The sequence below is a fragment of the Rhizobium sp. PL01 genome (assembly GCF_033447125.1).
Classification (GTDB): Bacteria; Pseudomonadota; Alphaproteobacteria; order Rhizobiales; family Rhizobiaceae; genus Pararhizobium.
On record NZ_JAWQUM010000004.1, the window covers coordinates 134,545 to 156,048 of the forward strand.

At 59.1% G+C, this 21,504-nt stretch carries 18 protein-coding genes and 1 pseudogene; 11 read left to right on the forward strand and 8 right to left on the reverse strand.

Annotated elements, in window-relative coordinates; translation table 11 throughout:
• Positions 1 to 56 precede the first annotated feature (56 nt).
• Complete coding sequence (locus tag R6X40_RS11070) at positions 57 to 1,016, reverse strand: nucleoside hydrolase (RefSeq protein ID WP_318413514.1); 960 nt, start codon at positions 1,014 to 1,016, stop codon at positions 57 to 59.
• 291 nt (positions 1,017 to 1,307) lie between these two features.
• On the opposite strand from R6X40_RS11070, the gene R6X40_RS11075 reads away from it, so the two are divergent.
• On the forward strand, positions 1,308 to 2,201 hold the full coding sequence (locus tag R6X40_RS11075) for a hypothetical protein (protein WP_318413517.1): 894 nt from the start codon (positions 1,308 to 1,310) through the stop codon (positions 2,199 to 2,201).
• Positions 2,202 to 2,230: 29 nt separating this feature from the next.
• Here the strand turns inward: R6X40_RS11075 and R6X40_RS11080 are convergent, their stop codons facing one another.
• The 3 genes from R6X40_RS11080 to gltX all read right to left on the reverse strand — a co-directional run bounded on the left by R6X40_RS11080 (position 2,231) and on the right by gltX (position 5,581).
• Positions 2,231 to 2,404 carry a DUF1328 domain-containing protein gene (locus R6X40_RS11080; RefSeq protein ID WP_318413520.1) on the reverse strand — a complete coding sequence of 58 codons (174 nt, stop codon included), beginning with the start codon at positions 2,402 to 2,404 and terminating at the stop codon, positions 2,231 to 2,233.
• 116 nt (positions 2,405 to 2,520) lie between these two features.
• The gene (gene lysS / locus R6X40_RS11085) at positions 2,521 to 4,014 is read right to left on the reverse strand and encodes a lysine--tRNA ligase (RefSeq protein WP_318413523.1); all 1,494 of its coding nucleotides are present in this window, start codon (positions 4,012 to 4,014) and stop codon (positions 2,521 to 2,523) included.
• A 109-nt stretch (positions 4,015 to 4,123) separates the two neighbouring features.
• A complete protein-coding gene (gene gltX, locus R6X40_RS11090) occupies positions 4,124 to 5,581 on the reverse strand; it encodes a glutamate--tRNA ligase (RefSeq protein WP_318413525.1) in 1,458 nt (485 codons plus the stop codon).
• A gap of 282 nt (positions 5,582 to 5,863) precedes the next feature.
• On the opposite strand from gltX, the gene R6X40_RS11095 reads away from it, so the two are divergent.
• From R6X40_RS11095 to R6X40_RS11105, 3 genes are all read left to right on the forward strand, one after another.
• A complete protein-coding gene (locus R6X40_RS11095) occupies positions 5,864 to 6,211 on the forward strand; it encodes a metalloregulator ArsR/SmtB family transcription factor (protein WP_318413528.1) in 348 nt (115 codons plus the stop codon).
• Positions 6,195 to 6,683: an SRPBCC domain-containing protein gene (locus tag R6X40_RS11100; protein WP_318413531.1), complete on the forward strand. Its 489-nt coding sequence runs from the start codon at positions 6,195 to 6,197 to the stop codon at positions 6,681 to 6,683. Before R6X40_RS11095 ends, R6X40_RS11100 begins: the two co-directional genes overlap by 17 nt.
• Before the next feature lie 84 nt (positions 6,684 to 6,767).
• Positions 6,768 to 7,304, forward strand: a complete 537-nt coding sequence (locus tag R6X40_RS11105) for an SRPBCC family protein (protein WP_318413535.1) — start codon at positions 6,768 to 6,770, stop codon at positions 7,302 to 7,304.
• Between the two features lie 306 nt (positions 7,305 to 7,610).
• On the opposite strand, the gene R6X40_RS11110 is transcribed toward R6X40_RS11105, so the two are convergent.
• The 3 genes from R6X40_RS11110 to R6X40_RS11120 form a co-directional block, all read right to left on the reverse strand.
• Positions 7,611 to 8,360: a TerC family protein gene (locus tag R6X40_RS11110; protein ID WP_318413537.1), complete on the reverse strand. Its 750-nt coding sequence runs from the start codon at positions 8,358 to 8,360 to the stop codon at positions 7,611 to 7,613.
• Positions 8,361 to 8,507: 147 nt separating this feature from the next.
• A complete protein-coding gene (locus tag R6X40_RS11115) occupies positions 8,508 to 9,347 on the reverse strand; it encodes an AraC family transcriptional regulator (protein WP_318413539.1) in 840 nt (279 codons plus the stop codon).
• Positions 9,348 to 9,462: 115 nt separating this feature from the next.
• Positions 9,463 to 10,167 carry a TetR/AcrR family transcriptional regulator gene (locus tag R6X40_RS11120; protein WP_318413541.1) on the reverse strand — a complete coding sequence of 235 codons (705 nt, stop codon included), beginning with the start codon at positions 10,165 to 10,167 and terminating at the stop codon, positions 9,463 to 9,465.
• A 128-nt stretch (positions 10,168 to 10,295) separates the two neighbouring features.
• Between R6X40_RS11120 and R6X40_RS11125 the strand changes: the two genes are divergently transcribed.
• The 7 genes and pseudogenes from R6X40_RS11125 (at position 10,296) to R6X40_RS11155 (ending at position 20,305) form a co-directional block, all read left to right on the forward strand.
• The gene (locus R6X40_RS11125; protein WP_318413544.1) at positions 10,296 to 11,519 is read left to right on the forward strand and encodes an HlyD family secretion protein; all 1,224 of its coding nucleotides are present in this window, start codon (positions 10,296 to 10,298) and stop codon (positions 11,517 to 11,519) included.
• A gap of 147 nt (positions 11,520 to 11,666) precedes the next feature.
• Positions 11,667 to 13,262: a DHA2 family efflux MFS transporter permease subunit gene (locus R6X40_RS11130; RefSeq protein WP_318413546.1), complete on the forward strand. Its 1,596-nt coding sequence runs from the start codon at positions 11,667 to 11,669 to the stop codon at positions 13,260 to 13,262.
• 86 nt (positions 13,263 to 13,348) lie between these two features.
• A complete protein-coding gene (locus R6X40_RS11135) occupies positions 13,349 to 14,482 on the forward strand; it encodes a metallophosphoesterase (RefSeq protein ID WP_318413549.1) in 1,134 nt (377 codons plus the stop codon).
• Positions 14,483 to 14,588: 106 nt separating this feature from the next.
• Positions 14,589 to 15,611, forward strand: a pseudogene (locus R6X40_RS11140) (LacI family DNA-binding transcriptional regulator); the annotation flags it as partial.
• Between the two features lie 88 nt (positions 15,612 to 15,699).
• A complete protein-coding gene (gene xylB, locus R6X40_RS11145; protein ID WP_318413552.1) occupies positions 15,700 to 17,151 on the forward strand; it encodes a xylulokinase in 1,452 nt (483 codons plus the stop codon).
• 37 nt (positions 17,152 to 17,188) lie between these two features.
• A complete protein-coding gene (gene xylA, locus R6X40_RS11150) occupies positions 17,189 to 18,496 on the forward strand; it encodes a xylose isomerase (protein ID WP_318413555.1) in 1,308 nt (435 codons plus the stop codon).
• Positions 18,497 to 18,790: 294 nt separating this feature from the next.
• Entirely contained in the window at positions 18,791 to 20,305 is a 1,515-nt protein-coding gene (locus R6X40_RS11155; protein WP_318413557.1) for a globin-coupled sensor protein, read from the forward strand.
• 46 nt (positions 20,306 to 20,351) lie between these two features.
• On the opposite strand, the gene R6X40_RS11160 is transcribed toward R6X40_RS11155, so the two are convergent.
• Positions 20,352 to 21,383, reverse strand: a complete 1,032-nt coding sequence (locus tag R6X40_RS11160) for a LacI family DNA-binding transcriptional regulator (RefSeq protein ID WP_318413560.1) — start codon at positions 21,381 to 21,383, stop codon at positions 20,352 to 20,354.
• Positions 21,384 to 21,504: the final 121 nt, after the last annotated feature.

A 21,504-nucleotide genomic window follows, 5' to 3' on the forward strand; every position in this document is an offset into this window, starting at 1 on the left:
ACGAAGATAGCTGGCAATTGGACAACTGCCAGCTATCGGGGTGAATTTTTACGGGCTCAGGCCGCCGGGCTCTGACCCAGCGTCTTCGAGATCAGATCGAGCACACCTTCGGCATCGACGCCGATTGCGACATTTTGGCTTGGCAGGTTATCCCATGCGTTCGGCGGGAAGATATGATCGTCGGCTTTCTGGATGGTCTGGCCATCGGCAATGCCGCCGCAGACGACGCGGATCGCGCCGCTGCGCAGCGTGAAGAGTTCCGGGGCCACGACGTAGACGCAGGCGCAGCTGTCATGCACGACCATGCCGTCATCGACATGCTGCTCGTAAAACTCGATGTAGAATTGCGAGATGTCGGAGAGAAGTTTGGCCCGCTTGCCACCGCTCGCCGCAATGGCGGCCAGCCTGCTGCGGGTCATCACTGTCTTTTCGGTGACGTCGAGACCGACGACAACGACCGGCCACGGTGCCGTCATCACCACATCTGCGGCTTCCGGATCGCCATGGATATTGGCCTCTGCCGCTGGCGTGATATTGCCGCGCATATCGAAGGCGCCGCCCATGATGACGACATCCTTGACGAGAACCGCAATGTCCGGATCATCGCGAAGGGCAAGCGCCAGATTGGTCATGCGGCCGACGGCGACGATGGTGACTTCGCCGGGATTTGCACGGACGGTATCGATGATGAAGCGATGGGCTGGCCGTGGATCGCAGGCGAGATCGACTGTTTCCGGAACGCCGATATTGCCGAGGCCGTCATCGCCGTGGATGAAGGTTGGCCAGCCGACATGCGGACGCGACGGGTCGAGCGTCTCGCCAAGGCCCTTGGCGACCGGGGCCGCAATATCCCATTGCTGCTTCAGATAGAGCGCATTGCGGGTCGTGGTCTCGATCGAGGCATTGCCGAAAACGGTGGTGATGCCGATCAGGTCGATATCTGGATGATTGTGCAGGAACAGTAGGGCCATCGCGTCATCGACGCCGGGATCGGTATCAAAAATTACCTTGTGCATGATGTCTTCTTTTCTTTGTTTTAAAAGCGTGCGGCAGTTCGCTGACGTGAGCAACGTCCAGTGTTGCGCCACTTTTAGCGGCGCTAGAGCCAAGAGCAACCCATTTTCCGGCGCTGTTGCGGGCAAGGTGCCAAAACGGGGCAAATCTGTTTGAACGCCGCGCAAAAGCGACGGCGGGCTTAAACTTTCCGAAACATGGTCAAGCTAAGGTGGAAGCCCAATCAAAAGGCGGGCTCGTCCTGCATGTGCGGCGGTGGGCCGGGAGTTGAAGCTGATGACGGAACAGCGCACGTGAAGTCGGTCTTTAAGAAAATACGTCTCCCCCGCAAGGTGATGTTCCTCATTACCGGTATTCTTGTGCTGTCCGGAGCGTCCGGCGCTTTTGCCGTCTATTCGGGCAAGGAAACCTTCCTCGGCATGGCCGGTCCGGAAAAGCCCTCACTCTCCGGTCTCGCCTGTACCACGCTCGAGACGCTCAAAATGCGCCGCAATGGCCAGCGCTGGATTCGCAAATATGTGAGTACGGATTCTGCCGGAGGCGTCGATCGCGTCCGCACTGCGTTGCGCGTAGCCGGCCTGCTGGCCAAGGAAGAACAAGCCGATCTCTATCAGGTTGTCGTGCTCGATGCCGCTGGACCGTCGGATCGTGCCGACCGTCGCGGCGCTGCCATCGGTGCACAGGTCCTGTTTGCCCCAGATCCGTCAAAGCTGCCGGGAATGAGCACGCCGTTCACTGCCCGGTACACGGACGCCAAGGCGAATACCGTCGGTCTCTTCTATGGCCGCGAAGTCGTTCTCTCGACTGAGGATGTCAAGACCACGCTGACGGCGATGGACGACAAGTCGGATTGTTTCGACCCGGTTGCCGCTGCTGCCGCAGCAGAACCGGGCGCCGCTGGATCAAAGAGCGGCGGCCATGGTGAAGCACCGGCCGCCGCCGCGCATGGAGAAGAGGCGGAGAGTGGCGAGGCACCGGCCGGTCATGGCGAGGAGGCTGCTGCGCCAGACCACGGCGCTGAGGCTTCGGCTGAAGAGAGCGCTGCAAAGCCTGAAGGAAAGGGTTTCTTCGGCTCCATGCTCGCCATGGTTCTCGGCAGCGACACCGAAAAACCTTCGAGCCCCTCCGCCGAATCCACAACGCAAAACCCCGTCGAGAACCCTCTGGAAAAACCAGCGGGACACTGACGGGATCATGTGACGGCTAATCATCCAGATCAGACGACGGCGTTGCCGGCGATGACGGCGAGAACCACGAAGATCAGGAAGATGATCACGGCGATGGCGAACAACACGCGCGCGATTGTCGCGGTCGCGGCCGAAACGCCGGAGAAACCGAGAAAGCCGGTAATCAGCGAGATAACCAGGAAGATGAGCGCCCATTTCAGCATGGAAGGGTTCCTTTCAGATTCTGCGGATATTGACGCGCAGGATCGGGAAAAGTTCCATTGGCTGATGGAAACGCGCCATCCGTTTCACAGAATGGCGCGCTCGTCTTGAAGCCGGATCAGTCCGCCTTGTTGCGGCGGGCCGGGAAGAGGATGATGTCGCGGATCGACGGTGCGTTGGTCAAGAGCATGATCAGGCGATCGACGCCGATGCCGAGGCCACCGGCGGGCGGCATGCCCTGGTCGATCGCATCGAGGAATTCGTCGTCCAGCTGCTTGTCCTTTTCGCCGCGTGCATGGGCCTGTTCCAGCTGTTCGACCATGCGCTTGCGCTGCTCTTCCGGATCGTTCAGCTCGGAGAAGGCGTTGCCCAGTTCCCAGGCGTTGCAATAGGTCTCGAAACGCTCGACCAGGCGTGGTTCGCCCGGCACTTCCTTGGCGAAGGGGGAGATGTCCTTCGGGAAATGCGTCACGTGGCTCGGCTGGATCAGCGTGCCCTCGACCTTTTCTTCAAAGATGAAGGCCAGGCACTCGCCCCAGGTCGCATCCTTCTCGACTTCGAAACCGCCGGCCTTGGCGGCAGCGCGTGCTTCTTCATCGGTCTTCATCGCCAGGAAGTCGATGCCGGTCGCCTCCTTGACGGCGTCCGGCATGGGCACGCGCTTGAACGGACCCTTGAAGGAAATTTCCTTGTCGCCGAACGTGAACTCGGTGGTGCCGTGGATCGACATTGCGAGCGTCGAGAACAACCGCTCGACGAGATCCATGATGTCCTCATAGTCGGAATAGGCCCAGTAGCATTCCATCATGGTGAATTCTGGATTGTGCCGGGTGGACACGCCTTCGTTGCGGAAGTTGCGGTTGATCTCGAACACCTTGTCGGTGAGGCCCGAAACCAGCGTGCGCTTCAGGAACAGTTCCGGCGCGATGCGCAGGTACATGTCGAGCTTCAGCGTGTTGTGATGTGTCTTGAAGGGCTCTGCAGTGGCGCCACCGTAGACCGAATGCAGCATCGGCGTCTCGACTTCCATGAAGCCGTCGTCTTCCATGAAGCGGCGGATGCCCGAGACGATCTTCGAGCGCTGCTGGAAGCGGAGCTTGGATTCCTCGTTGGTCATGATGTCGAGGTGACGCTTGCGGTAGCGCTGCTCGATGTCGGACAGGCCATGCCACTTCTCGGGCATCGGCAGCAGCGACTTGGTGAGCATGATGATGTCTTGCGCGTTGATCGACAGTTCGCCGCGCTTGGTGCGGCGAACCACGCCGGTGACGCCGATGATATCGCCGATATCGATCAGCGGCAGCAGGGAGCGCGCTTCTTCCGGAGTGGCATCCTTGTGGGAGAAGATCTGGATCTTGCCGCCGGCATCATGGATGTCCATGAACATGCCAGAGTTGCGCGAGGAGTAGACGCGGCCAGCAACCGTCACGACGTCTTCAGTGACGACGTCCGCTTCCAGGCTCTCGTATTTCTCAGCCAGTTCCGCATTGGTGATCGTACGGTGGAAATGCGCCGGATAGACGTCGCCGATCTTTTCGCGCAGCAGCGCCAGTTTCTGGGCGCGCACTTCGGTGACGTCGGAGGAGAGGGCGGTTTCGGTCTTGTCGGTCATAGGTTTCGCCTTATCAATTCGGCATACTTGAAATGGGTTCATTCGCGGCCGGTGCGGCTCGCTCGGTCTAACCCTCCCCACGAGGGGGAGGGAGGTTACCGCGCCTGTGTTATTTTCCGCTACCTGCCATCGAGGCCGCAACCTGGCCAGCCACCTTCAGGCGCTGGCGCACGACCGAGCGGCCGAGGATAGCCATCGAGTCGAACAGTGGCAGCGAGCGGGTCGAGCCGGAGACGGCGACGAACAGCGGCGCGACGATGACCTTGAGCTTCTTGCCCATGCGGTCGGCAATCGCCCGCAGTTCGGCTTCGATCGACTCGACGTTCCATTCGAGGATCTTTTCCAGATCCGGCTGGACCGTGTTGAAGATCTCGACCAGTTCTTCCGGTGTCGATTTGACCTTGGCGAACGAGGCGGCGTCAAGCGCGAGATCGGACTTGAACAGGAAGCCCGCCAGATCCGGCAGCTCGCCGAGCTTGGAAATGCGCGACTGCGAGAGCTTGAGGCCCTGCTTGATGCGGTCGTTCTCCATGGCCCATGACAGGACGCGGGCGGCGAACTCGTCCTCGGTCAAACCTTCGCGCAGCCAGCGGCCGTTCAGCCAGTCGAGCTTCTGGATATCGAAGATCGCCCCAGCCTTGGAGAGGTTGGCCGGATCGAATTTTTCGGCGAGCTGATCCATGGTCAGCATTTCTTCGCCTTCGGCAATCTGCACGAAGAACAGGCCGAGGAAGTTCATCAGCGCTTCCGGCAGATAGCCGAGTGCCGAGTAATAGGAGATCGAGGTCGGGTTCTTGCGCTTCGACAGTTTTGACTTGTCGTGATTGCGCATCAGCGAGAGATGCATGAACACCGGCGGCTCAAGCCCGAGATACTGATAGATCAGGATGTGCTTGGGCACCGAGGACAGCCATTCCTCGCCGCGCGCCACATGGCTGATCTTCATAAGGTGGTCGTCGACGACGTTGGCCATGTGATAGGTCGGCATGCCATCGGCCTTGAGCAGAACCTGCATGTCGACGGCATCCCACGGGATATCGACTTCGCCATAGACGCCATCAACGAACTTGCAGGAGCCTTCGGTCGGGATTTTCATCCGCACGACCGTCTGCTCGCCAGCAGCCATGCGTGTCGTCACTTCTTCCGCCGAAAGCGTCAGGCAACGACCGTCATATTTCGGCGGCTTGCCGGCGGCACGCTGCGCTTCGCGCATTTCGGCCAATCGTTCGGGCGAGCAGAAGCAGCGGAAGCCATGGCCATTGGAAACGATCTTCTCGACGAAGGGAAGATAGGTGTCCTTGCGGTCGCTCTGGCGATAGGGGCCGTAGGGTCCGCCGACATCCGGGCCTTCCGACCATGTCAGGCCGCACCATTTCAGCGCATCCAGAACCTTGGTCTCGAATTCAGGTGTCGAGCGCGTCGCATCGGTATCTTCGATGCGCAGGATGAACTCACCACCCATCTTCTGTGCGAAGAGGTAGTTGAACAACGCGATATAGGCAGTGCCGACATGCGGTTCGCCGGTAGGGGAAGGTGCGATGCGCACCCGGACTGGTCTGTCTGTCATGATCCTGGCCCGTGCTTTACGTGCTTTCGGCCTTCCTGCCGGAAGAAGACGTCCGGATCATGAAGGCGCATGCTTTTAAGGGAAGGAAGTGCCCGATCGATGCCTGAAACGGCGGAAAATACCGGAAATTCCATATAGCTGGCGTGAGACCATATTCAAAAGGGCGCGTCAAGGAAAACTGCGCTCCGGCCGTCGGCTGCTGCTTTGTAAAAAGCCAGTTGACAAAGGCTACAACCGGGTTTAATTAACCCATAAGTTAATTAACTTGGCGGTTTAATAAGAATGACACAGGATCAACTCAGCAGCACTCTGTCGGCGCTGGCCGATCCGACGCGGCGGGCGATCTTGGCGCGGCTGGCTTTGGGGGAGGCGTCTGTCAACGAGCTGGCGGAGCCGTTTGCGATGAGCCTGCCGGCCGTTTCAAAGCATCTGAAGGTGCTGGAAAAGGCTGGACTGATCAGCCGTGGCCGCGAGGCGCAGTGGCGTCCCTGCAAACTGGAGGCGGGACCGTTGAAGGACCTCAACGCCTGGCTCGATAACTACCGGCAATTTTGGGAGGAGAGTTTCGACAAGCTCGATCTCTACCTGCAAAGACTTCAAGAGGGAGATGAAAATGAACGCAAGAGCTGAAATTGTCCCCGCCGACAAGGCCAACCTTGTCCTGGCCCGGACATTCAATGCCCCGGCGGCGCTGGTCTACAAGGTCTGGACTGACCCGTATCATCTGGCTCAGTGGTGGGGACCGCATCACTTTACCAACCCGGTCTGCGAGGTCGACCTCAGGCCCGGAGGTGTCATCCGTATCCACATGAAGGGGCCAGACGGCCAGATGTATCCGTCAAACGGCACCTTCAAGGAAATCGTCGAGAACGAGCGGCTGGTCTTTACGAGCACCTATGACAGCGAAGACGGCGTCACCATGCTGGAAGCGCTGAATACGGTGACCTTCACCGAGAAGAACGGCAAGACCGAGGTGACACTGCATGCACAGGTATTGAGGGCAACCGAAGCCGTACTGCCCGCGCTCGATGGCATGGAAGAAGGCTGGAGCCAGAGCCTCGAAAAGCTCGCGGCCGTCATCGCCTCCATCACTGCCGCCTGACATTCTTTCTACCCGACATTCCCCTGAAGCGCGTCGCAGGCCTCTTCAGGGGACCAAACTCCAATGCTCAACAGGAACCCGAATATGCTGAAAATTCTGCTCGTTATCCTTGCCGTCATCGTCGTGCTTTTGCTCGCCGTCGTCATGTTCGCATCCACAAAACCCGATACGTTCCATGTGGAGCGCAGCGTCACCATCAATGCGCCGCCGGAAAAGATCTTCCCACTGATCAATGACTTCAAGCAGTGGCAGGCATGGTCGCCTTACGAAATGAAGGATCCGGCCATGAAACGTACGTTCGATGGCACGACCAGCGGCCAGGGCGCCGTCTACAACTGGGACGGCAACAAGGATGTCGGCGCTGGACGCATGGAAATCACCGAAGCGACGCCGTCCTCGAAGGTTGAAATCAAGCTCGATTTCAGCCGCCCGTTCGAAGGGCACAACGTTGCTACGTTCACGCTCGCTCCGGCAGCTCAAGGCACGGCCGTCAGCTGGGCGATGGATGGACCGAGCCCTCTTATTGCCAAGGTCATGGGTCTGTTCTTCAACATGGATAAAATGATCGGTGGCGATTTTGCCCAGGGGTTGGAAAACCTCAAGGCCATCGCCGAGAAGTAAAAAGCGTCATTGATGGGAACGATTTGCAGTCTGGCCCGTTCTTCTCCTGAGGAGTGCGGGCTGTGACAACCGGACTCGAGGGAGATGGAGAACGCGGAGATTTTTCCGGTTTCTCTTCGCGGCCAACGAAACGGCAGTCGAGCTTCTTACCCCTTCGGCCTCGTTCCTCATCATAAGCCCAAATCGAATTGCCCCGGGATCGTCGTCCCGGGGCTTTTTTTATGTTGGCTCTTGATCGACGAACAAAAAAGGAGCGCATCCAACCGGATGCACTCCCTTTCAATCGACAATCAGATGAGCATCCAATTAATGTTTGGCGGCCTTGTCCCGCTGCCGCTTGTTGCGCGACAGCATGTTGAGCACTTCGACAAGCGCCGAGAAGGCCATGGCGGCGTAGACGTAACCCTTCGGTACATGAATGCCCATGCCTTCGGCGATCAGCGTCGTGCCGATCATCAGGAGGAATGCCAGCGCCAGCATGACGATGGTCGGGTTGTTCTCGATGAAGCGGGCCAGCGGGCCGGACGCGACCAGCATGACGGTGACGGCGAAAACGACGGCGATGACCATGATCGGCAGGTGCGGCGTCATGCCGACGGCGGTGATGATGCTGTCGACGGAGAACACGAGATCGAGCAGCAGGATCTGGCCGATGGCGGCGCCAAAGCCGGTTGTTACGGAGCTTGCAATGAAATCCTGATCATGGTCGGTCGGATCGACATTGTGATGGATTTCCTTGGTGGCCTTCCAGACAAGGAACAGGCCGCCGGCGATCAGGATCATGTCCTTCCAGGAGAAGCCGTGACCGAACGCCTCGAACACAGGCGTCGTCAGCTGGACGATCCAGGCGATCGTGCCGAGCAGCGCGAGGCGCATGACCAGAGCCAGGCCGATGCCGATCTTGCGTGCCTTTTCGCGGTGTTCCGGCGGAAGTTTGTTGGTCAGGATAGAAATGAAGATGAGATTGTCGATACCGAGCACGACCTCCATCACGATCAGGGTAATCAGGGCAATCCAGGCAGTCGGATCTTGCATTAGAAGCAAATAATCCTGCATCGGGGGTGGTTCCTTCCTCGATATCAAGGTGCATATACGGGAACCCGCGCCGCCGGTTGGCAACGCGGGTGTAATTGATGTTTCTTATGTATGCGGAAATGGCGGCAAGGCAAGCGCTCAAGGGCGTTCAAATGGGCCGCGATACCGTTAACTCTTCACCGGAAGCCAGATTTCCGTCAGCCCCATGCCTGTTCTCGGATCAAACCGCTCGTCGTAGCGTTCCATCAGGTCGGGAGTGCCGCCATGACTGTAGCCGGATGATGGCAGCCATTCCGTAAAGATCGCATTGCAGGTCGCCTGGATGCCGGAGATATGGCCGCGATGGGCAAAGATCGCATAGGTCTGAGCGGGAAGTTTCAGGCTTTCAAAGCCTTCGGGCAGTTCGTCGGTGTCGCGAACCTGCACAGCGGTCATGTATTGAAAGCTGCGGTCCTGTCCTTCTTCCTGCGTGCAGATGCCATAGGCGGCATATCCGATCTGGCCGGCAATGCTGCCGTCATGGGCGTTGAACCGCTGCCATTGCGATGGAATTCCGGCATTGCCGCCGTAATCATAGGTCTGCTGCAGGCCCGCCATCAGCATCGCAGGCGTGGTTTCAAATCGTGGTTCGTCCAGTCTTGGAAGGGGTGCGGTGGTCATCCGGAGAGGCTCCATAAGATCGAGATCGCCAATATGCCGTCTGTTGCGAACCTCTTCCGGCGTTACGCCGAAATGATCGCGGAAGGCACGGGTGAAAGCTTCATGCGAGCTGTAGCCCGCATCAAGGGCGACTGCGAGAATGCTGGATGCGCCCCCGGCAAGGGAAAGAGCTGCGCTGCTCAGGCGCCGCGCCCTGATGTAACCACTGATCGAAAAGCCCGTCGTCAGGCCGAAGACACGCGACAGGTGATAGCGGGAAAGCCCCGCCGTCTCCGCAATGTCCTCCAGTGAAATGTCCCGGGCGTAATGGCTTTCGATAAACCAGAGCGCCTTGCCGATCGCATTCATCCAACCTCCCGCAGCAAACCGGATATGATCCCGGATATGATCTTAGTGCCGATCGGCCAGCTTCACTTGATCGCGGTTGCGCGATTGATATGGCATGTCAACACGCCGGTGGCTTTCAGGCCTTTGTGGTCTGCCGTGTTCCGTAAGCGGCCATGAAGACGCGAACGGCGCCGGTGATGACCCGGTCGATTTCCTCCGGCGGAGGGGCGGCCTCCATGGTTCCGAAGAGGCGATACTTGAAAAACCCGCCACTGGAGAGATCGAGAAACTGGCCTGCCGCCAGATCGAGATCATCGATCTTCAGGCTGCCGATATCGACCTGGTGCGCCAGGAATTCACACATCAACGTTCGCAGGTTTTCCGGGCCCTTGAAGAAGCGCTGGCACAGATCGGGCATGCGATCGCGGACACCGAGAACGGTGCGCATTGCGCTGATCACCTTTTCGTCGGTCATATGCGACACGAAGCTGACGCCGAATTTGTAAAGGCCGGTTTCGGCATCCTCATTGGCAGCTAGAACTGTGCGAACTGCTGCAAGGAAAAGAGCCCGTTCCTTTTCGATCATCGCCGAAAATAGGTCTTCCTTGTTCTGGAAGTAGACGTAGATCGTGCCCTTTGAGACGCCGGCTTCCCGGGTGATGTCGTTCATGCTGGCGGCGTCGAAACCGACGCTCATGAAAACGCGTTTTGCGCCCTCGATAATCTGCTCGCGCTTTGCCGGATCCTCTCCGGCAGCACGGCGGCCGGACAGGGAATAGGCTTCGCCGGGACAGTCTGAGATACCCGTTGTTTCTGCCAATTTTTCGTTACCTTCGGACATTTTTGTCTCATTGTTAACTTTTCGAACCGAACGGTTCGATTTGACTTGATATGTGAGCGATTACGCACTATGTCAATCGAACTGAACGGTTCGGTTCGAATTTCTCACATCAGGGCTGGTAGTGCAATATGTCAGTTTCAAACAAATCCGGTGCTGCCCATGTCCGCCCCGTCGGCGACGATTTCAAGGCGCCCGTGGAGCAGATCGAGGCTCCTGAAGCCAAGAATGTGACGGAGCCCGCTGCCGAAGAGCAGGTGGCTCCGCAGGTTGCTGCCGTCGCCGAAAAGCCCGCCCCGAAGCGCCGCAAAATGGTGTTTCCGATCATTGTGATCGCCGCGCTGGCAGCCGGTGGCTGGTACGGTTACGAATGGTGGACCAACGGCCGCTTCATGATCTCGACCGATGACGCCTATATCGAAGGTGACATCGCGTCGATTTCGCCGAAGGTTTCCGGCTATATCGAGAAGGTCAATGTGGTTGCCAACCAGCACGTCAAGGCTGGCGATGCGTTGATTACGCTCGATAAGGAAGACTACCGCATTGCCGCCGACCAGGCGCAGGCGCAGATCGATACGGAAAAACTGTCGCTGCAGCGTTTCGACGCGCAGATCGCCGGCGCCAAGGCCAGCGTGCAGCAGGCGGAAGCGCAGAAAACCGCCCTTGAGGCGACCGTCCGGGGTGCCGAAACCACGCTCAAGCGTGCCAGCGACCTCCAGTCAAAGGCAGTCGGTACGGTCGCCTCCCTCGATGATGCCACGGTTGCTGTTGATCAGGCCAAGGCAAACCTGATCGGCGGCGATGCGCAGATTGCCACGGCGAATGCCAACGTCGCTGTGCTGGCTGCGCAACGCGCCGAGGCCGAAAGCACCATCCGGTCGCTGGAACTGGCCCGTGACAAGGCGCAGCGCGATTTGGGCTTTACGGTCTTGAAGGCTCCTTACGATGGTGTCATCGGCAATCTGGCTGTTCAGGATGGTGACCTTGTTTCGGCCGGTCAGCGTCTGGCGGCCCTGGTGCCGACCGATCAGCTCTATATCGACGCCAACTTCAAGGAAACGCAGATCGCCCACATGGTCCCGGGCTCGAAGGTCAACATCCACGTGGATGCCTTCGACGAGGCGCCGATCGTCGGTACCGTGCAGTCGATTTCGCCAGCTTCCGGTTCGGTGTTCTCGCTGCTGCCGGCTGAAAACGCCACCGGCAACTTCACCAAGGTGATCCAGCGCGTTCCGGTTCGCATCGTCTTTCCGAAGGACGAGCTGGACAGCGGCCGTCTTCGCGCCGGTCTGAGCGTCGTTGTCGATGTCGATACCCGCACTGCACCGAAGCAGGAAGCTGCTGCGGCCAAGTGATCCGTATGCCGCGCCGTCAAGGCGCGGCTTCAACGGTTGAGTGAAACGTCCCAGGCCGATGTGCCGGGACCCTGTGATGCACCAGTTTTCATGATCATGATGGCCGTTCCGTTCTTCTGAGCGTGGACCGTGCCAGGAGCAACGCCGATGGCTGCCACTGCAACAGCGGGTACGATGCCGCTTCCCGCCGCCCGTGCGGAAGAGAAGATGGATCCGAAGCGGCTGATCGCCTTTTTTGCGATGGTCTTCGGCATGTTCATGTCGATCCTCGACATTCAGATTGTCTCGGCTTCGCTGGCTGAAATTCAAGCCGGCCTGTCAGCCGGTTCTGATGAAGTCGCCTGGGTGCAGACGGCGTATTTGATCGCCGAAGTTATCATGATCCCGCTGTCGGGCACTTTGGCCCGCATCGTCTCGACGCGTGTGCTGTTTTCGGTGTCGGCTGCAGGCTTTACAATTGCCAGCGCGCTTGCGGCAACAGCAACCAATATCGACCAGATGATTGTTTATCGGGTGCTGCAGGGCTTTATCGGCGGTGGCATGATCCCGTCGGTGTTTGCCGCCGCATTCACGATCTTTCCACCGTCCAAGCGCAGCATCGTCTCGCCGATCATCGGTCTGGTCGCGACGCTGGCGCCAACCATCGGCCCGACCGTTGGCGGCTATCTCAGCCATGCCTTTTCCTGGCACTGGTTGTTTCTCGTCAACATCATCCCAGGCATCATCGTCACCATCGTGACCTGGAATTTCATCGATTTCGACAAGCCGGAATGGAGCCTGTTCAAGAAATTCGACTGGTGGGGGCTGCTGTCGATGGCGGTTTTCCTCGGCGCACTGGAATATGTGCTGGAAGAAGGCAACAAGAACGACTGGTTCAGCGACCAATACATTTTCCTGGGTGCTATCGCATCCGCGATCGGTGCTCTGGTCTTCTTCTACCGTGCGTTCAATGTCGATTTTCCGATCGTCGATTTAAGGGCGTTCTCCAACCGAAACTTTGCCTTCGGCTCGCTGTTCTCCTTCGTCATGGGCATCGGACTCTATGGTCTCACATACATCTATCCGCTTTATCTCGGCCGGATCCGCGGTTACGATTCGTTGATGATCGGCGAGACGATGTTCGTGTCAGGTCTGGCGATGTTCTGCACGGCACCGATTGCGGGCAAGCTCTCCACAAAGCTCGATCCACGCGTGATGATGGCGATCGGCTTTGCCAGCTTTGCTGGAGGTACCTGGCTGATGAGTTCGCTGACGGCCGATTGGGATTTCTATGAGCTTCTCGTGCCACAGATCCTGCGCGGTTTCGGGCTGATGATGTGCATGGTGCCGATCAACAATGTGGCGCTTGGCACGCTGTCGCCGGAGCGTGTCCGTGGCGCATCGGGATTGTTCAATCTGACGCGTAACCTCGGCGGTGCCGTTGGTCTTGCTGCGATCAACACGATCCTGACGCAGCGTCAGGAGGAGCATTACGCCCGCCTGCAGGAGCATGTGCAATGGGGCAACCCCGAGGCCATGGATCAGCTGAACAACATGATCGCCAAGTACAATTCGCACGGTCTCGACGGTGCAACCATCGCCATCCAGAAGCTGTCCGGGATCGTCACCCAGCAGGCAATGGTCATGTCGTTCATCGACGTGTTCCTGATCCTCACCGGCCTGTTCGGAACGCTGGTCTTCTGCGCTTTCCTGATCAAGAAGCCGGCGCCTGTTCCGACAGGAGCCGGCGGCGGCGGACACTAGCCGTTAAGGCCGCTGAACATCTGATCTGTACGTCGCGGCTTTCATCCGCCAGAATGCCCTGAAGACAAAACTTCAGGGCATTTTGCATGACCGGTCATTCGTTTCCTCTGCTTCACAGGCGTTCGTTTCTCGCCAATCTCCTGAGCCTCGGGGTCGTCTCGTCGGTTGGTCCCGCGTTGGCGGCGACGCCCGTAAGCAAAGCGTGGCCTCTCATCGATGCGACATTCCTGTTCGCCGCCGATATTCACACTTGCCTTATCTCCGGTGGGACGCTCAGTCCCAATTGCGCGCAGGAGGGTAAGACCGACGCCAATCTTCTGCGACATGTGGCGGCCGTTAACCGCATCGCAGAGTTCGATTGGCCAATGGAGATCGGCGGCGCGGCGACCGGGCTTGCAGGGGCAGGCAAGCGCATCGCCAAGCCGCTCGGTCTCGTCATCGGCGGCGACATGACCGATGACGGCGGCGGTCAGGTCAAGGTTCCCGGCGAAGGCCATCAGCTGCTGCAATTCTCCAGCCGTTATCAGGAGGGCGCTGGCCCCGACCGGGTGCATTTTCCCGTCTATAACGGCCTTGGTAATCATGATCTCGATCAGGATGGAGCGCCGCCGCACATCGACTGGTATCGCCGCGAATTGCGCGACTATGTCGAGCTCAATCATCGCCCGACGGTGTTCTACAAGCCGCCGGTGGCGGTTCCCGATTACGATATCGATTCCGACAACTACTCCTGGGATTGGGGCGGGCTGCATCTGGTGCAGCTGCAGCGTTTTGGCGGCGATACCAACAAGGGTGCGATCAGCGGGTTGGATTGGTTGAAACAGGATCTTGCCAACTCGGCCGCGGATGGCCGGCCGGTGGTGGTGTTCCAGCACTATGGCTGGGATGCCTTCTCGCTGGAAAAATGGGACCCGGCCAAGACGACCTTCGACGACGAGGGCTCTGGCCACGCCCACTGGTGGAGTGATGACGACCGCGCGGCATTACTGGAGACCTTGAAAGGCTACAATGTCGTCGGCTTGTTTCATGGCCACGAACACGATACGCCGATGATATACAACCAAAACGGCCTCGACCTGTTCAAGCCGATCGCAACCTTCAAAGGTGGCTTTGCCGTCGCCCATGTGACCAATCAATATATGGATGTCGTGCTCGCGCAGGCGCAGGGAACCGACGGCGAGGTGACTTTTCTCAAGGCTTTCAGCAAGCGTTTTGGCTGATCCGCGCTGGCCTCGATTGCGCTGACACAGCCGGTGCCGGCATCGGTCGTAATTTTCTGATTTACGTACATCAAATTTTCCTCTAAGGCTCTTTCCCGGAGGAAATATGCGCCCGACAGTTCATGATATTGCCGCTGCGGCAGGGGTCAGCCTTGCGACCGTCGACCGCGTGTTGAACCAGCGCGCCGGCGTCCGCACCGTCACGCGCGAAAGGGTCGAGCAGGCCATCGAGCGCATCGGCTATGTCCGCGACGTCGCCGCCGCCAACCTTGCCAAGAGCCGCGTTTACCCCTTCGTTTTCATTCTGCCAGCTGGCGACAATTCCTTCATGCGCGGGCTTGAGGCGCAGGTGCGTGCTGCAATGAGCCGTTCGGCCGCCGAGCGCACAAGCATCTCAGTCGTCACAGTTCCGGCATTCAATGCCGAAGCCTTGGTCGCCGCGTTGGACGAGGCGCGCGCAAAATCACCGGCTGGCGTGGCCGTCGTGGCCATCGATTCTCCCGATGTCATCGCCGCCGTCGATCGGTTGCGTGCCGATCGCATTCCTGTCGTTACCCTGGTCTCCGATCTAGCCGGCTCGAAGCGCGACCATTTTGCCGGTGTTGACAACATTGCCGCGGGGCGCACGGCGGCAAGCCTGATGGGCCGCTTTCTCGGCGGCCGTTCCGGACCGGTTGCGGTGCTGGCCGGCTCCATGCTGGTCCGCGACCACCGCGAACGCCTTGATGGCTTTCAGGCCGTGATGACAGAAAACTTCCCTGGGCATGTCCTGTTGCCAGTTATTGAAGGGCAGGACGATCCTGCCATGGTCGAAAGGCTTGTCGGCCAGGTGCTTGCGTCATCGCCAGAAATTGCCGGCATCTACAGCCTTGGCGCCGGTAATCGCGGCCTGATTGCTGCGTTGAAGCGGCGAGCAGGCGGTACGCCCGTCTGTGTTATCGCGCATGAACTGACCCGTCATACGCGGGCGGCATTGAACGACGGGTTGATCGATGTGGTCCTCAATCAGGATGCCGGGCATGAAGTGCGCAGCGCCATCCGCGTGTTGAAGGCCAAGGCTGATGGCGTTGCGGTTATTGGCGCGCAGGAGCGTATCCGCCTCGACATTTTCCTCAAGGACAACCTGCCCTTCGAGGAGGACAGCGGAACAGACACGCCCTTAGAGCAGGGCAGGAACCAAGAGCCTGAACAAGGCGCGGCAGATTAGGGAGACCACCATGTATCTCGGTATCGACCTCGGCACATCCGGGGTGAAGGCACTGCTGATCGACGACGGCCAGCGGATCATTGGCTCTGCCTCGGGTGCCATGGACGTGTCGCGGCCGCATCCAGGCTGGTCGGAACAGGACCCGGCCCATTGGATTCGCGCGACGGAAGAAGCTATTGCCGGATTGAAGGCAGCTCATCCCAAGGAACTCGCCGCCGTCAAAGGCATCGGGCTTTCCGGGCACATGCACGGCGCGACGCTTTTGGATGACAATGACAAGGTGCTGCGCCCCTGTATTCTCTGGAACGATACCCGCAGCCACAAGCAGGCGCTGGCACTCGACGCCGATCCGCAGTTCCGGGCGCTGACCGGCAATATCGTCTTTCCGGGATTTACGGCGCCAAAACTTGCCTGGGTGGCGGAGAACGAACCCGACATTTTCGAGAAGGTCGATTGGGTTCTGCTGCCGAAGGATTATCTGCGTCTGTGGCTGACAGGTGAGCATATTTCCGAAATGTCGGATTCGGCCGGCACGTCCTGGCTGGATACCGGTAAGCGCGCCTGGTCGGAAAGCCTGCTTGATGCAACCGGGCTGACGGAAAGCCAAATGCCGTCGTTGATCGAAGGCACGGAGCAGGGCGGCACGCTGAAGGCCGATCTCGCTGCCAAGTGGGGAATGGGTGCTGGCGTCGTGGTTGCCGGCGGGGCAGGGGATAACGCCGCATCTGCCTGCGGCATGGGTACGGTTGGCGAAGGCCATGCTTTTGTGTCGCTCGGCACGTCCGGCGTGCTGTTTGCCGCCAATGCCAGCTATCTGCCCAATCCGGCCAGCGCCGTGCACACCTTCTGCCATGCGCTGCCCAACACCTGGCACCAGATGGGCGTCATCCTGTCCGCCACCGATGCGCTCAACTGGCATTCCGGGATCACTGGCAAGAGCGCCGCCGATCTGACGGCTGAGCTTGGCGACAACCTCAACGCACCATCTGGAGTCACCTTCCTGCCGTATCTCTCCGGCGAACGCACTCCGCATAATGATGCCGCCATCCGCGGTGTCTTCGCGGGTCTTGGTCATGAAAGCAGCCGTGTGGTGTTGACCCAGGCGGTGCTCGAAGGCGTTTCGTTCGCGCTGCGCGATAGTCTTGAGGCTCTGCGCGTTGCCGGCACCACTCTTTCCCGGGTCACTGCTATCGGTGGCGGGTCGCGCTCGCGCTACTGGCTGAAGTCGATCGCAACGGCCCTGAACCTGCCGGTCGATGTGCCCGCCGATGGTGACTTCGGTGCTGCTTTCGGCGCTGCCCGCCTCGGCCTCGTAGCTGCGACAAAGGCTGCACCGCTGTCGGTGTTCACGGCGCCTGCGACAGCCGAAACCATTCATCCGGAAGCCGCTCTGCGCGGCGCCTATGAAGATGCATACCAGCGGTATCGCCGCCTCTATCCGGCGATCCGGGCTGCCTACTGATTTCAATCGACGCTTCGAACACCAAGAGGAAACACTCATGAGCACAGGTTTTTTCGGCGATATTGCCAAGATCAAATATGAAGGCCCAGACAGCACCAATCCACTGGCCTTCCGCCACTACAACCCGGATGAGATCGTCATGGGCAAGCGAATGGAAGATCACCTGCGCTTTGCGGTTGCCTATTGGCACACCTTCGTCTGGCCGGGCGGCGACCCCTTCGGTGGCCAGACGTTCGACCGTCCGTGGTTCGAAGACAGCATGAAGGCAGCCAAGTTGAAGGCCGATGTGGCCTTCGAATTCTTCACTTTGCTTGGCACACCCTTCTACTGCTTCCACGACGCCGATGTGCGTCCAGAAGGCAAGAATTTTGCCGAGAACACCAAGAACCTCAACGAGATCGTCGATTACTTCGCGAAGAAGCAGTCCGATACCGGCGTCAAACTTCTCTGGGGTACGGCCAACCTGTTCTCCAACCGCCGCTATATGTCGGGTGCCGCTACCAATCCAGATCCGGACGTCTTTGCCTTTGCTGCGGCAACTGTGAAGACCTGCATGGATGCGACACTGAAGCTCGGCGGCGACAATTATGTCCTGTGGGGCGGTCGCGAGGGCTACGAGACTCTCCTCAACACCAATGTGAAGCAGGAACTCGATCAACTCGGCCGCTTCGTCAACATGGTTGTCGAGTACAAGCACAAGATCGGTTTCAAGGGCGCCATCCTGATCGAGCCTAAGCCGCAGGAGCCGACCAAACATCAGTACGATTACGATGTCGCGACGGTCTACGGCTTCCTCAAGACCTACGGCCTGGAAAACGAGGTCAAGGTCAATATCGAGCAAGGCCATGCCATTCTGGCCGGACATTCGTTCGAGCACGAACTGGCGCTTGCCAACGCCTTCGGCATCTTCGGCTCGATCGATATGAACCGTAACGATTACCAGTCCGGCTGGGATACCGACCAGTTCCCCAACAACGTTCCGGAAATGGCGCTGGCCTATTATCAGGTCCTGTCCGGCGGCGGCTTCAAGACCGGCGGTACCAACTTCGATTCGAAGCTGCGCCGTCAGTCGATCGATCCGGAAGACCTGCTGATCGGTCATATCGGCGGCATGGATTGCTGCGCCCGCGGTCTGCGTGCCGCAGCCAAGATGGTCGAGGACAAGGCACTATCGGGTCCGCTTGACGCGCGCTATGCCGGCTGGAAATCGGCCGAAGGCCAGAAGCGCTTGACCAGCATGTCGCTGGAAGAGATCACGGCTTACGTCGAAAAGACCGATCTCAACCCGCAGCCGAAATCCGGCAAGCAGGAACTGCTGGAAAACGTCGTCAACCGCTACGTCTGATTGCAGTTGCAAGGCAGATCGATTGTCAATCAAAGGGGCGCCGGTGGCGCCCCTTTCGCGTGAAAGGGTGGCTTTGGCGTTCGAAGCTACCTCGGTCAGTTTGTCGCAACTTTGAGAAAAACGACACTAAAACAGTGTTTTATCGCTATATTTAGCGACGCAGTCTGTTCTCTTCGCAAGACATTCTTAACTATGCGGGCCTAGTTCTGAACTTACGCTTTGGACCACCTGCCGGCATGACGCCGATCGCGCAGCGCGCATGCCTTTCCCCATTTCGATTTAGGATGCTCCAGCATGTCTGCGCCCGTTTCCAAGACCAAACACCTTAATGAACGTCTCGATTTCGTCGGGCTTATTGGCGAAGAGCGTGCCGCTCTGGTGCGGGCAAGGCCAACCATCTCGGCTTCCCTTGATGGCGCGCTCGACAAGTTTTACGCGAAGGCGACGGCAGTCCCCGAAACCGCGAAGTTTTTTGCCAGCGACGCGCATGTCAAAAGCGCCAAGTCGCGGCAGGTTCGCCATTGGGACCAGATTGCTTCGGGTGAATTCGATGACAAATACGTCGAGGCCGTCACAACGATCGGCAAGACCCATGCACGCCTCGGACTGGAACCGCGCTGGTATATCGGCGGTTATGCGCTGATCATGGAATCGATCATCAAGGCAGTTGTCGAAAAGCACCTTGATGGCTTTCTCTATAAGAAGAAGGCAAAGGATGTCACCATCGAAGTGACTGCTATCATGAAGGCGGCCTTTGTCGACATGGACTATGCCATCTCAGTTTATCTGGACGCGTTGCAGGAGCAGCGGGCCATCGGTGATGCCGAGCGGAAAACGCACGCGGTGGAGCAGGACGAAGCCCTGTCGGCACTCGACCGCTCGTTGACTGGACTTGCCAACGGCGACCTGACCGCCAAGCTCGGCGCAGCGCTTGCGCCGCAGTTCGACGGTCTGAAGTCCAACTTCAATTCCGCACTTGGTACGCTCGACAAGGCTCTCTGCTCGATCGTTCTGGCCGCCGACGAAACCTCCGGCAATGCTGGTGAACTGGTAACCGCCGTCGATGACATGGCGCGCCGCACCGAGCAGCAGGCCGCGTCGCTGGAACAGACGGCGGCAGCGCTGGAAGAAATCACCACGATTTCCAAGGAAGCGGCACTTCGTACCGAGGAAGCCCGGCGTGTTGTCGGTCATGCAACCGAGGAAGCGCGCAAATCCGGTGAAGTGGTTCAGCAAGCGGTCGCCGCCATGAGCGCCATCGAAGAATCGTCGCAGAAGATCACCCAGATCATCGGCGTCATCGACCAGATATCCTTTCAGACCAACCTGCTTGCCCTGAACGCTGGCGTCGAAGCCGCGCGCGCGGGTGATGCGGGCAAGGGGTTTGCCGTCGTGGCGCAGGAAGTGCGTGAACTCGCGCAGAAATCCACGGACGCTGCCAAGCAGATCAAGGGCCTGATCGACAAGTCGTTTCAGGATGTGCTCACCGGCGTTTCGCTTGTCAACCGGACCGGCGAGGCGCTCCGCACCATCGGCGAGCAGGTGATGCATATCAACGGCCATATCGATGCCATTGCCGGTTCGGCACGTGAGCAGGCGATCGGCATCACCGAGATCAACACGGCGGTCACCGGCATGGACCAGATGACCCAGCAGAATGCGGCCATGGTCGAGCAGACCAATGCGGCGACCCACAATCTGATGCGCGTCAGCACGACGCTCAAGGATCTGGCCAACCAGTTCACGGTTTCAAACCGGCGGCATATCGAAGTCGTGTCGCGCCGTGCGCCTGAACGTCGCTACGCCTAACGGGTCAAATCGCTGGATTGAACGATGGAGCGCTGGGCCGAAAGGTTCAGCGCTTCGTCCATTTGAGAGAGGGGGCGGCAACAGAGTTGCGGACCACCAGATCCGGCCGAAGGAGGATTTCCGTTTCCGGCGGCTGGCCGTCGGACAACAGTTCCAGCAGCAGCGCCATCGCATGTTTGCCGATCGCCGTTCGCGGCTGGCGTATGGTGGTCAGCGCAGGCGACATGAAGCTTGCCTGCGGAACATCGTCGAAACCCGTCACGGAAAAATCACGCGGAATGTCGTAGCCACGGGCGCCAAGCCCGATCATCACGCCGATCGCCGTCTGGTCGTTGACGCACATGAAGGCCGTCGGCAGCGTGTCGCGCATGAACAGTTGCTCGACTGCCAACCGTCCGCTCTCGATCGTGCCGTCGCCTTCGAAGACAATGCGCTGATCTGCACTGACATTGGCCGCGTCCAGTCCGGTGTCATAGCCGATACGGCGGCGGCTATAGGCAAGCCGGGTGCGGGAATCGCCGATGAAGGCGATCTTGCGATGGCCCTCGGCGAGAAGCAGGTCGATGACCTTGCGGGCGCCCTCGGTGTCATCGACGCCGACATAGGGAATGCCGCCATTGAAAACCGGCTCGAACACGCCGACGCAGGGCGGCAGCCGTGCGGTCATCGACTGATGGCCGAAGGGCAGGATGCCGGTAAACAGGATCAATCCAGCGGCCTGGTTTGAATTGAGGAATTTGAGATATTCCAGCCCGCGCTGGGCATCGTTCTGCGTATGGCCGATCAGCACGCCGTAACCATGGGAGCGCGCCTCGTTTTCGAGGCCGACGAGAATGTTGGAAAAATTGGGGTCGCCGATATCGGGTGCGACCACCAGAATCATGTTGGAACGGCCGAGCCTCAGGCTGCGCGCCATGGCGTTGGTCGTGTAGCCGGTGATGGCAATCGCCTGGCTAACCTTGAGCCGCGTCGAGTTGGCGACTTTTTCCGGCATATGGATGGCGCGCGACACTGTCGCGATCGACACTTCCGCGATCCGGGCGACGTCTTCAATGGTTGCCGGCGTGGAATTCGACACTGCGCTCTGCCTTGGTTTTAGTCTCGGCGGGACACTACACAGACTTACCCGGAGGTCAAAGCCTGCTCGAAGAATTTCTCAGTTATGCCCTGATGTAAACCTTTACATGGTCTATGTAAAG

Bases quoted from the DNA above. Each gene is read 5' to 3' on its own strand.
- R6X40_RS11070 (WP_318413514.1), bottom strand. From the start codon at position 1,016: ATGCACAAGGTAATTTTTGATACCGATCCCGGCGTCGATGACGCGATG.
- R6X40_RS11080 (WP_318413520.1), bottom strand. From the start codon at position 2,404: ATGCTGAAATGGGCGCTCATCTTCCTGGTTATCTCGCTGATTACCGGC.
- lysS (WP_318413523.1), bottom strand. From the start codon at position 4,014: ATGACCGACAAGACCGAAACCGCCCTCTCCTCCGACGTCACCGAAGTG.
- gltX (WP_318413525.1), bottom strand. From the start codon at position 5,581: ATGACAGACAGACCAGTCCGGGTGCGCATCGCACCTTCCCCTACCGGC.
- R6X40_RS11095 (WP_318413528.1), top strand. From the start codon at position 5,864: ATGACACAGGATCAACTCAGCAGCACTCTGTCGGCGCTGGCCGATCCG.
- R6X40_RS11100 (WP_318413531.1), top strand. From the start codon at position 6,195: ATGAACGCAAGAGCTGAAATTGTCCCCGCCGACAAGGCCAACCTTGTC.
- R6X40_RS11105 (WP_318413535.1), top strand. From the start codon at position 6,768: ATGCTGAAAATTCTGCTCGTTATCCTTGCCGTCATCGTCGTGCTTTTG.
- R6X40_RS11110 (WP_318413537.1), bottom strand. From the start codon at position 8,360: ATGCAGGATTATTTGCTTCTAATGCAAGATCCGACTGCCTGGATTGCC.
- R6X40_RS11115 (WP_318413539.1), bottom strand. From the start codon at position 9,347: ATGAATGCGATCGGCAAGGCGCTCTGGTTTATCGAAAGCCATTACGCC.
- R6X40_RS11120 (WP_318413541.1), bottom strand. From the start codon at position 10,167: ATGTCCGAAGGTAACGAAAAATTGGCAGAAACAACGGGTATCTCAGAC.
- R6X40_RS11125 (WP_318413544.1), top strand. From the start codon at position 10,296: ATGTCAGTTTCAAACAAATCCGGTGCTGCCCATGTCCGCCCCGTCGGC.
- R6X40_RS11130 (WP_318413546.1), top strand. From the start codon at position 11,667: ATGGCTGCCACTGCAACAGCGGGTACGATGCCGCTTCCCGCCGCCCGT.
- R6X40_RS11135 (WP_318413549.1), top strand. From the start codon at position 13,349: ATGACCGGTCATTCGTTTCCTCTGCTTCACAGGCGTTCGTTTCTCGCC.
- xylB (WP_318413552.1), top strand. From the start codon at position 15,700: ATGTATCTCGGTATCGACCTCGGCACATCCGGGGTGAAGGCACTGCTG.
- xylA (WP_318413555.1), top strand. From the start codon at position 17,189: ATGAGCACAGGTTTTTTCGGCGATATTGCCAAGATCAAATATGAAGGC.
- R6X40_RS11155 (WP_318413557.1), top strand. From the start codon at position 18,791: ATGTCTGCGCCCGTTTCCAAGACCAAACACCTTAATGAACGTCTCGAT.